This window comes from Marinobacter confluentis, assembly GCF_004785685.1.
Classification (GTDB): Bacteria; Pseudomonadota; Gammaproteobacteria; order Pseudomonadales; family Oleiphilaceae; genus Marinobacter; species Marinobacter confluentis.
Genome location: NZ_SRPF01000004.1, coordinates 179825 through 190646 on the forward strand (window position 1 = coordinate 179825; position 10822 = coordinate 190646).

Annotated in this window: 8 protein-coding genes; 3 read left to right on the top strand and 5 right to left on the bottom strand. The window is 57.4% G+C overall.

The features are described from left to right. The first annotated feature begins 19 nt into the window (after positions 1–19). Entirely contained in the window at positions 20–1648 is a 1629-nt protein-coding gene (locus E5Q11_RS13920; RefSeq protein ID WP_135804051.1) for a Na/Pi cotransporter family protein, read from the top strand. On the opposite strand, the gene E5Q11_RS13925 is transcribed toward E5Q11_RS13920, so the two are convergent. From E5Q11_RS13925 to E5Q11_RS13945, 5 genes are read right to left on the bottom strand one after another with little or no spacing between them, the layout of a single operon-like run. Further along, a complete protein-coding gene (locus tag E5Q11_RS13925) occupies positions 1590–2501 on the bottom strand; it encodes a LysO family transporter (RefSeq protein WP_135804052.1) in 912 nt (303 codons plus the stop codon). The genes E5Q11_RS13920 and E5Q11_RS13925 overlap by 59 nt on opposite strands. 18 nt (positions 2502–2519) lie before the next feature. Then, positions 2520–2840: a DUF2288 domain-containing protein gene (locus tag E5Q11_RS13930; protein WP_135804053.1), complete on the bottom strand. Its 321-nt coding sequence runs from the start codon at positions 2838–2840 to the stop codon at positions 2520–2522. 56 nt (positions 2841–2896) lie between these two features. Next, on the bottom strand, positions 2897–3295 hold the full coding sequence (locus tag E5Q11_RS13935; RefSeq protein WP_135804224.1) for a response regulator: 399 nt from the start codon (positions 3293–3295) through the stop codon (positions 2897–2899). Continuing rightward, positions 3285–4436, bottom strand: coding sequence for a response regulator (locus tag E5Q11_RS13940; protein WP_135804054.1), 1152 nt, complete (start codon positions 4434–4436; stop codon positions 3285–3287). The genes E5Q11_RS13935 and E5Q11_RS13940 overlap by 11 nt, the downstream gene beginning before the upstream one ends. Next, on the bottom strand, positions 4433–6082 hold the full coding sequence (locus E5Q11_RS13945) for a diguanylate cyclase (RefSeq protein ID WP_135804055.1): 1650 nt from the start codon (positions 6080–6082) through the stop codon (positions 4433–4435). The genes E5Q11_RS13940 and E5Q11_RS13945 overlap by 4 nt, the downstream gene beginning before the upstream one ends. A 102-nt stretch (positions 6083–6184) precedes the next feature. Here E5Q11_RS13945 and E5Q11_RS13950 point away from each other — a divergent pair, with 102 nt between their 5' ends. Then, positions 6185–7978, top strand: coding sequence for a sensor histidine kinase (locus E5Q11_RS13950; RefSeq protein ID WP_225314911.1), 1794 nt, complete (start codon positions 6185–6187; stop codon positions 7976–7978). Continuing rightward, on the top strand, positions 7975–10812 hold the full coding sequence (locus E5Q11_RS13955) for a PAS domain S-box protein (protein ID WP_135804056.1): 2838 nt from the start codon (positions 7975–7977) through the stop codon (positions 10810–10812). Before E5Q11_RS13950 ends, E5Q11_RS13955 begins: the two co-directional genes overlap by 4 nt. Positions 10813–10822: the final 10 nt, after the last annotated feature.

The following is a 10822-nucleotide window of genomic DNA, read 5'->3' on the forward strand; positions in this document are numbered from 1 at the left end:
CGGGGCATGTGGCTTCATCATGACGGCATCGGCTTTTGAAATACTCGGTGGTCTGGCGCTGTTTCTTCTGGCCATGGAGATGATGACTGACGGCCTGAAAAGCTTCGCAGGCCAGCAGCTGAAACACCTGCTTGGCCAGTGGACCCGCACCCCAGTACACGGGCTGGCGGCGGGGGTGCTGATCACCGGCGTGGTGCAGTCATCCAGTGCGGTAACAGTGGCCACCATCGGTTTTGTCAATGCCGGCCTGCTGAACCTGACCCAGTCCCTGGGCGTCGTCTTCGGTGCCAATGTTGGCACCACCATGACCGGATGGCTGGTCAGTTTCGTCGGCTTTGGCTTCCGCATTGAAGCCTTTGCCATGCCCATGCTGGCCCTGGGTGTTGCCCTCAAACTGGCGGCCACGTCCTCGCGCTATCGGGCCCTAGGCAAGGCCATCGCCGGTTTCGCGCTGTTTTTCCTCGGGCTGGCGCTGCTCAAGGAATCGCTGGACGGTTTAACGGCGGGGCTGGGCAGCGACGCTTTTTTTGCCCGGAATTATGGCCTTCCGGTTTTTATTCTCGGCGGTTTTCTCGCAACCCTGCTAACCCAGTCTTCCAGTGCCGCACTGGCCATGATTCTGACCGCCGCCGCAGGCAATCTCCTGACCCTGGAAAGCGCGGCGGCGGCCGTCATCGGTGCCAATCTTGGAACCACCTCCACCGCTGCCATCTCCGTACTCAAGGCAACTGCCAATGCCCGACGGCTGGCACTGGGGCATATTCTTTTCAATGCCGTGACCGGCCTGCTTGCCGTGATGATTCTTCCGGCGATGCTATGGCTCGTCGACTGGCTGGCGGATGCGCTGGAGCTTGAGGCCAACCCTGCCCTGTCGCTGGCCCTGTTCCATACGCTGTTCAACGTCCTGGGCGCAGTGCTGATGCTGCCGTTTACCCGCCAGCTGTCTCACTACCTGAGCAGACTGTTCCGTGGGCGGGAAGAAGACAACGCAGAGCCCCGTTACCTGGACAACACCCTGGTCACCACCCCCGATCTGGCACGGTCAGCAACACAGCTTGAGATGAAACGATTATTCGGCATGACGGCTATTCTGCTCAAGGCCAGCCTGGAGCAACCGGAACTTCCACCCGCCCAGCTGCGATCACAAGCAGAGGCCGCGCAGCGGCTCAACGATGCCATCATCGATTATATCTCCAGGGTGCGCACCGGCAGCATGAGTGAAGAGGCGGTGAGCACGCTGGCCACCAACGTTCGAACCTGTCGTTATCTGGCCGAGGCTGCCAGCCTTGCGCCGGACCTGTTGGCACTTCGCACCGACTACCGGACAGGCACGCCCGGTGCGCTGGTGTCTGGCATTGACCGTTACCTGGCCGCCGTTCGGGAACTGGTCAACAGCAGTGCCAACGAACAACCGCCAACAGACAGAACCGCTGATGAATACCAACGGCTGAAATCGGCCGTGCTTGCAATGATGGTTCAGCACACGCTGCCAGTAGCAACCGCCGACCAGTTGCTGGATGCGCTGAGCGCCGTGAAACGGTTGTGCGATCAGTGGAACAAAGCGGTGACTCTGTCCGCAAAGGTACCTTTCAGGCCGCCAGGGACAGAAACACCGCCATCAGCACCGGTGACAGAAACGAAAGAATGAACCCGGAAGCAATGGCCACAGGCACACAGGCCAGGCCACCGCTGCTGCGGATGACGGGCAGGGTAAAATCCATCGCCGTGGCGCCGCCATACCCAATGGCCATGGCGGGTCGTTTGCTGATCAGCAGCGGAATGATGGCAAGCGCTATGATTTCCCGGATGACGTCATTGAGAAACGCCACACCACCCCAGGCCGGACCCAGCGCATCACCAATCACGATCCCTGATAGTGAATACCAGCCAAAACCGGAAGCCAGCGCCAGCGACTGATACAGACCGGTATCCAGAACCGGCACCAGAACCAGGCCAGCAACCAGTGAGCTGACCGCCAGGGCCAGGGCAATGCCCAGTCCATGGCGATTGAACAGCAACCGGCGTAGAGACAGCCCGGCGTTACGCAGCTGCAACCCGATCAGTAACAGCAGCAGCATCAGCATGGCAGTCGCCAGATCCTCAGCCAGGGGCAGGTCCGGCAACAGCCAGTAGCCGGCGACAACTCCAGCCAGGACTGCCAGCAGCGGCTTCAGCCCTGCCAGAAACAGCCGACGATAACCCGAGGACACCGCCGGGGCAGACTGGTCCGGCGTCATAGGCTGGAACTGGTGCAACAGCCAGAGCCCTGCAAGATTGGCAACCAGCAGCACCAGCACCAGCAGCGACACCTGCACCGCCATACCGGCCAGTTGATCCGCCAGCCCGCTCATCTGGCCAAGACCCAGCCCCAGCAGGCCAAGTATGAAATACACCAGGCCTTCAACCAGGTAGTGAATCACCGTCATGGCCCGGCGATTTTCCAGGCGAAGGGCGAATCCTAAGAAGAGTGGCGCCAGAATCAGCAGCGCCCCGGTCAGCATGAACGCATCAGCCGACCATCAGTGCAGGATGTGGTCATTGCGGTCCTGAACCAGTACCCAGGGCGCTACCACCACAGCCCATAACTCCGAATCCTGTTCGTACCAGTGCCGGGCATGATCCGGGGTGACCTCGCCCACCTGGCCGGCGGACATCCACTGCTCAAATTGGACCTTGTTGTCCGCCGTCAGCTCAGCCGCAACGGCCAGCAGGTCCAGTGCCGGGGCTACCCGCACCACATGACCCCGGGCGAAGTAGGTTTGCAGGTCTCGCCATTTTATCTGCGAAGTTTCGAGATTGAGCTTGGCGAGGAGCTCTTCCCGGGACTCATCGGAAACCATAGGCTGAACCTTTCATACGAAATATGGGGGAAACCAGCTAAAGAAACCGCGCTAGCTTAACCGATGAATCGGGATGATCGCCAGATCTCCAGAATCTGCGACGCCAGGGTCATGGGGTCAAAAGGCTTGGGAATGACATCCACGGCGCCTTCGGCCAGATAACTGGCAATCTCGTCGGACTGGACTTTGGCCGTCATGAACACCGCTGGCGTTCCAGCAAAATCCGCAAGCTCGCGAATGCCCCGCAAGGTTTCAGGGCCATCCATACCGGGCATCATGACGTCCAGTATCACCAGCTGGGGTGCAAACTTTTCAATGGCTTCCAGAGCCTCGTGTCCGCTGGAGCATGTTTTCAGAGTAAAACCGCCCACCGATTCCAGGGCCACTTCGGCCACCGCCCGGATATCCTCTTCGTCCTCGACCAGCATGATCCGCTCCAGAGCTTCAACCTGCATCATCTTTGTCCTGTTCGTCAGATTCGGCAAATCCCAGACGGCGCATCAGCCGGCGGCACTGCTCAGTATTTTCCTCACCAGCGGCTTTCAACGCTGCCGCCCTCATGATCAACCGGTCTCTGGATACCGCGTCGCTCTGCAGAAGATAGATGGCGCCCACCAATTCACGCAGCGAGAGCGACAGGCGCCACTGGATTTTCACCCGGTTACCGAGGGTCTGGGACCAGCCACTCACCGCCTGGCGTATCTGGTCATCACTCAAGGATTCGCCGGATTCCAGATGCTGCTGGATCACTCGAAGCACCACCATTTCGCCAACCCGGCTTAAAAGCCCTGCGGTAAAATGCAGTTCGCCACGCTCGCCCAGTCTTGCCGCCAGCTGCTGAGCCTGAAGCGCTACCTGTTCGGCCTGCTGCTGATAGTCCCGGGCGAGTGTTTTCAATCGCCCATCCGGAAGCTGACCCGCCATGTCCATAGACAGCGCCAGCGCCTGGTTCAGTGCCATCGGCACGCCGATCGTTGTAATCGCATCTTTCAGGCTCTGAACCGGCTGGCCGGAACGTTTCAATGAGGAGCGGCTGGCCACGTCCAGCAGTTTTGCCGTAAGCGCAGCGTCCTGTTTCCAGCGCTCTGCAAGCTGCCCCGGCGTCAGGTCATCTTGGCGTTGAAACAGGGCCAGCACCGTTCCAGCGTCAACCGAACCCGACATCTGAACACCCGCTTCGGCCGCAGACGCCAACCGCTCCTCGAGCGTCGGCAGGCCGATATCGGTTACCGAGGCGGGATCAATGAGCTTTCCCAGCCGTTGATGAACCAGCTCAACAGTGAACGGTTTGCTGATATAGCTGTTGATGCCAAGATTGGCTGCGGCCAGAATCGACTCCCGATCGGCCCGGCCCGAAATCATGACCACCGGTACCGACTGACTTACACGCCTTACAGCCTTGATAAGGCTGAGCCCGGAACCATCGGGCAGGTTCCAGTCGGCAATAACCAGATCGGCAGCCGCTTTCTCCCAACAATCCAGTGCGTCTGATAACTGGCCTGCAAGCTGGATTTCCGCGCCCGCATAAAGACCAGACACAACAGTCTCGAGCAGATCCGCAATCAGCTCGTCATCTTCCAGGATCAGAACTTTCATTGGAAAGCCACTGTCACGCCATTTCTCCCGGACCGTTTACGTTCGTAAAGCGCCCTGTCGGCGGCTTCAATGGCCTCTTCCGGGTGACCGTAACTGGCCAGACTTGCCAGGCCTACGCTCAAGGAAACATTGAATTCACCGGACTTGCCCTCAAACGCGATTTTTGAAAAGTCTTTGCAGACGTCGTTCAAGAGCAGTTCAGCCTGGCCCATGGGGCAATCCGGAAGCACAACCATGAATTCCTCGCCACCATAACGGCCGATGACGTCGGTCTTCCGCAGGCGGCGCCGCAACAGGTTCGCAAGACCCTTGATCACGACGTCTCCCGCCCGGTGGCCATGGGAATCGTTCACCCGCTTGAAATGGTCGAGGTCGAGCATCGCAATTGCGGAATCGTAGCCCATGCGCTCGCAGCGGGCATGCTCACTTGCCGCCTCGGACTTAACCAGCGAATGTTTGAGCAACCCTGTCATGCTGTCACGGGACACCAGATTATTCAGCTGTTTGGCCCTGTAACAGCGAACGCGGATGGTCCTTAACAGAAAGGAATCCGACAAAGGTTTGGTCAGAAAATCGTCGCCACCCCGGGCCAGAGCTTCCAGCTGTCTCTCACGGTCGCTTTCTGCGGATAGATAAATGATTGGCAGACTGAGCCATTCGGGCTCAAACCTGAGCATGCGCGCCAGGGCCATGCCCGAGATGTCTTCCATTTGCAGGTCCATTAACAGAATATCGGGCCTGAACTCTGACAGCGCCGGTAACAACAGGCCTGGATCCCCGATGACCGTCTTTACCCGAATGCCTCCAGCGGATAACACGAGACTGTAATGCTCCATCAACTCTTGGTCATCATCAACAATCAACACCCGACCGCTCTCAGCGTCGGCCCGATCGGTAAGCAAATTGTCCAGATGGTTGGCAAACAGAGGCAAATTCAACGGTTCACAGAAGAAGGCATCGGCTCCCTCATTGGCCAGAGCGTAACGGTGACGATAACAGTCGGTGGCACCAATACAGACGATTGGCAGATCGGCGAAGGTCTCGTTGAGCCGGCCGCCTCCGGCGAGAAATACCTGATCTCGAACAATGACCAACGGCGGTGTCGGCGCAGAGCCCGCCTGCCACTGTTGTAGATCCTCGACCAGCTGTACCCGGTATCCATAAAGACCCAGGCCAGAGACAAGATTGTCAGCTTGCGCTGCATCGGGCTCAATCACCAGCACCAGAGGCTCGTTAGAGGCACTCTCGGGGGGCTTGGCAACAACCCGTGTGGTGGGCTCCCCTCCAGCGTCGAGAAAATCCTGCAAACTCTGCAAACGCTGGCCGAAGTCTCGGGCCATTTCGTCGTCCAAATTTGCCAGGCCCGAATCGGCGCCAGTTTTACAGAGATCGACAGCCGGTTTAACAAGCAGTTCAAGCCGTCGGGCTTCTTCGCCCAGACTGGAGAACCCGAAAGTGCCTGCAGAACCCGCCAGACGATGGAGGCTGTGATCGGCATGGGCCAATTGCTCACAATCGGCTGTCTGTGATGCCACAGCCTGACCGATGCTACAGAGCACCTCAAATTCGTGGACAGCCTTTTCTCTGAACCTTTGCCGCAGACCATCCAGTTTTGCGCTGACGTTACTGGTTATAACATCGGACATGGCAACTTTTTAGACACCCAATTTTACAAACTATTCACTAGCTTTCGGCTATTCTGCGATGAAAGCAACTTTTTTCTGTAAGCGCTATCGGGATACCCGGAATTGCAACGATTTTCGATCAGTGTCAGCAGCCGCCTGGCCATCATCAGCACCTGTTTCAGCCTGGCCATTGTGCTGGCCGTGGCAATGACCGCCTATCGGGCCCTGAGCCAGGACTTTGAAACCACCCTGATTGAACAACAAACTTACCAGGCAGAGCGCGTTTCCAGCCAGGTCAGCCAGAGCCTACAAATGCGCCTGTCCATGCTGGAAGCCTTCGGTACGTCACTCACAGATGGTGAAAACCTGCTATCCCAGAAACGTCTCGAACAGTTGCTCGGGCGCCAGTCTGCCCTAACTGCATTGTTTTCAAACGGCTTGTTGATTCTTGATAGACAGACCACTGCGATTGCCGAAGATACCTTTGTACCCAATCGAATCGGCACCAATTACGCCGACCGTGATCACTTTAAACAGGCCATAAGAACCCGGCAGCCGGTCATCAGCAAACCGATCATCGGGCGTACAACCGGGGTGCCGCTGCTATCGTTTGTCGCTCCCATCCAGAGCGATGCGGGTGATCTGCTGGGTTTTATATCCGGCAGTATTGATCTGAACGAAACCAACCTTATACCGCCTGACGCTTTGCGCATGAGCCGCCGCCAGAAAGCAGAGCTTCTGGTCATCGATACCCAGAACTTTCTGTACGTAGAGTCACCGGAACACAGGGCCATCGGCGATATTCAACCACTTCCGAACCCCGGTGAAAGCCCACTCATTGACGCCGCCATGTCAGGCCTTGGTCTTGGTGAAGTCACGGCGGAAAGCGGTGACCCGCTTATCTTCGCCACCAGCCATCTGGAGCGCCTGGGCTGGCTGTTTATCCGGGTGGTGCCCAAGGAGCTTGCCAAGGCTCCGGCCATCGACTCCTTCAACCGGTTTCTGGTCGCCAGCCTGCTGATCGTTTGCCTAATGGTTCCGCTGACGTACCTGGTCACCCATTCAGCCATGAGACCACTGGACCGCATGACACAGCGTATCCGCACCATGTCGTCGGCTGGCACCACATCGGCCCGGGTGGAGGAAACCGGGCCGCCGGAGGTTCGCAACCTGGCGCAGGCATTTAATCGTTTACAGGATGAACGTGATGCCACGATCCGGATGCAGGACGACTTTATCTCCAACGTCAGCCATGAACTGCGCACGCCCCTGACATCACTGAACGGCGCGCTCAAGCTGATCTCTTCCGGGACCCTGGGCAGCGTGCCGGATAAGGTCGCTGAGATGATCGCACGAGCCTTACGCAATGGTCAGCGCCTTCAACTGCTGATTTCCGATCTGCTCGATTTCAACAAACTCAACGCGGGTGAAATGCAACTGACCATGAAGGCCCAGCCCCTGGCGCCAATTGTCACGCAGGCAATTCATGAAAACCAGACCACGGCACAGGTGCGCAAAGTAACGCTCGTGGCACACTGTGATTCAGGGTTGAACATGGCGACCGACGCCCACCGGCTGCGACAGATTCTGGACAACTTCATCAGCAATGCCATTAAACACTCGCCCCCTGGGGGACAAGTCCGGTTGGAAGCTACCGAAAAAGAAGAAAACCGAATCCGGTTGACGGTCACCGACCAGGGCGACGGAGTACCGGAAAATTTCCACGCGCATTTGTTCCATCGCTTCTCACAAGCCGAAGCCGGCACGAAACGGGCCTCAAAAGGAACCGGTCTGGGGCTGGCCATCTGCCGCGAGCTGGCAACGCTAATGAACGGCCAGATCGGCGCCTACAACGATCACGGCGCACATTTCTGGGTAGAGTTCCCAGTCGAAAAGACCGGAGGATCGAAGGAATGAAAACACCGGATTGGCCTGCAAACGAATTAGACCGACAGTCAGCCGTCGATGCCACCAGACTTCTGGACACCCAGAGCGAGGAGCGCTTCGACCGTTTTACCCGAATGGCGACAGCTGCGCTTCGAACTCCGATTGCTCTGGTCACGCTGGTCGACCGGGATCGTCAGTGGTTCAAGTCGTGTGTGGGACTTGCGGTGGCAGAAACGCCAAGGGACATCTCGTTTTGCGGCCATGCAATCAATCAGTCCGAACTCCTCGTCGTTGAAGATACCCATGAGGACGACCGATTTCGCGACAACCCTCTGGTCACAGGCGATCCTTCCATTCGCTTTTACGCGGGCGCTCCCCTTCGCAACAGAAGCGGGTTCCGACTGGGCACCCTTTGTGTCATCGATCGCTCGCCAAGACGTTTTGACAAAGAAGAGCAGCGAATGCTGCGGGATATTGCCGACTGCATCGAGCTGGAGATTGAGAATCAGGAAGCATCCGAATACCTGACCGAGTTAAAAAAAAGCGAACGCCGGAGCCGCGCTGTTATTGAGGGCACGAGGATCGGCACCTGGCAGTGGAACGTTCAGACGGGCGACACCGTTTTTAATGAACGATGGGCCAATATCTGCGGTTACCGGCTGGAGGAGCTGGAACCCGTCAGCATTCAAACCTGGCTGGCCCTGGGCCATCCCGATGATCTTGCCGGGTCGGAGCACATGCTGAATGAACATTTCGCCGGACGCCTACCCGAGTATGACTTCCAATGTCGGATGCGACATAAAGACGGTCACTGGGTATGGGTGCACGACCGCGGCCAGGTAATGGAATGGACCGACAAAGGTGAGCCCCTGATGATGTTTGGCACCCATGCCGACATCACCAAAGAAAAAGAAAACCTGGAGCGGATTCAACAACAGAATTCGGCCTTCGGGATCCTGAACGAGCTGGCACTGGATCAGGAACCAGACGACGATATCCGCATTGGGAAAGCACTTCGGCTGGCGTCCGAGTTCCTGAAACTGCCCATAGCGATTGTCAGCGAGATCACCAGCCGGGTCTATTCCGTGCGTTATTTTATCGCGCCAGACGATTCCGGCCTGGCGCCGAACGTCAGCTTTCCTCTTGAGCACACCTATTGCTCATTGCTACTTCAGACACGCGAGAGCCTGGCCATCAACCACATGGCCGAATCCATCAATCGACACCACCCCTGCTACGATCATTTTGGCCTCGAAAGCTATGTTGCTGCCCCCATCTTTGTTCGGAATCAGCTTTTCGGCACGCTGAATTTCTCATCACCTGAGCCGCGTAAAACGCCGTTTACCGATACCGAAGTCACGTTCGTCACACTCCTCGCCCGCTGGGTCGCCGGTGTTCTTGAGCGTAAACAGAGTTTTCAGATGCTGACCAAACTGGTGGATCAGACCCCTGGCATGCTCTATCAATTTCAGCTCTGGCCGGATGGACGTTCTGCGTTTCCGTTTTCCAGCCCACACATCCGGGACATTTACGGCGTGGAGAGCCACGAAGTCCGGGAAGATGCGTCGGCAGCGTTTGACCAGATTCACCCCAATGATGTCGCTGATGTCGCGGCTAGCATCGACCACTCTGCAAAAACGCTGTCCATCTGGCAGGATCAATACCGGGTTCGGTCCCAACACTCGGCTGGTGAATGGCGCTGGGTCGAGGGCAAAGCAGTGCCTGAGCGCATGCCGGATGACAGCATCATCTGGCACGGATACATCGCGGATATCGACAATCAAAAACGGGTAGAACTGGCTTTGAAGGAAAGCGAGGCCCAACTGCGTCGCCTGTTCGAACTCTCGCCCATTGGTATCGCCCTGATCGACTACGAGTCAGGAACCTTTCTGGACGTAAACGATGCATTACTCAAACCTACCGGTTTCAACCGTCAGGCCCTGATGTCCCGGGGATTTCATGAGCTGTTGTCCGAAGAGTTCGACAACAGCCGCGGAGCGCTGATTGAAAACCTTGAACGGGACGAACGTTTCGGCCCCCTGGAGCTGCAGATCAGGAATTCAAAGGGCAGCGGTTTCCCCGCCCTTGTTCAGGGAGTTCGAATACGGGACAGTCACGGACGGCGCCTGGTCTGGACCCTGGTCGAGGATATTTCCGAGCGAAAAAAAGTGGACCGGATGAAGAACGAGTTCATTTCCACCGTCAGCCATGAACTGCGAACGCCGCTTACATCGATCACCGGGGGACTCGGCCTCATTGCCGGTGGCGCCTTTGGAAACCTGCCGGATAAAGTCGGCCAGATGGCGTCGATTGCCTACCGCAACGCCACTCATCTTAAGCACCTGGTAGACGACCTGTTGGATATGGAAAAACTGGTTTCAGGCAAGCTGGTGATGACTATCCAGCCAGAGCCGCCTCTGGCACTCATAGAGGAGTCGGTGGAAAAATTCAGCTACGCGAATGACCCGCAGATTTCAGTCAATATAAAAGACAGCGTCAAGGAAGCAAAAGTGAGGGCTGACCGGGTCCGGATAAATCAGGCTTTGACCAACTTACTGTCCAACGCCGTCAAGTTCTCGCCCAAAGGCGGCGTTGTTAAGGTGTCCGTTGAACCATGGGGGCAAAAGCTGCGCATTTCCGTCACTGACCAGGGGCCAGGTGTGCCTGAAGCCTTCAAACCACGGCTATTCGAGAAATTCGCGCAGGCCGACGGCTCGGCAACCCGCAGCAAGGGCGGGACTGGCCTGGGACTGGCCATTACCAGAGAAATCATGGCACAGATGGGCGGTGATGTCGGCTTCGAGTCAATTGAGGGCGCCGGTGCAACATTCTGGCTGGAGCTTCCCATCGAAAAAACCCGGTGAGCACGCCCAC

Excerpts from the sequence above, each read along its gene's own strand:
- E5Q11_RS13920 (WP_135804051.1), top strand. The coding sequence starts at position 20 with ATGACGGCATCGGCTTTTGAAATACTCGGTGGTCTGGCGCTGTTTCTT.
- E5Q11_RS13925 (WP_135804052.1), bottom strand. The coding sequence starts at position 2,501 with ATGCTGACCGGGGCGCTGCTGATTCTGGCGCCACTCTTCTTAGGATTC.
- E5Q11_RS13930 (WP_135804053.1), bottom strand. The coding sequence starts at position 2,840 with ATGGTTTCCGATGAGTCCCGGGAAGAGCTCCTCGCCAAGCTCAATCTC.
- E5Q11_RS13935 (WP_135804224.1), bottom strand. The coding sequence starts at position 3,295 with ATGCAGGTTGAAGCTCTGGAGCGGATCATGCTGGTCGAGGACGAAGAG.
- E5Q11_RS13940 (WP_135804054.1), bottom strand. The coding sequence starts at position 4,436 with ATGAAAGTTCTGATCCTGGAAGATGACGAGCTGATTGCGGATCTGCTC.
- E5Q11_RS13945 (WP_135804055.1), bottom strand. The coding sequence starts at position 6,082 with ATGTCCGATGTTATAACCAGTAACGTCAGCGCAAAACTGGATGGTCTG.
- E5Q11_RS13955 (WP_135804056.1), top strand. The coding sequence starts at position 7,975 with ATGAAAACACCGGATTGGCCTGCAAACGAATTAGACCGACAGTCAGCC.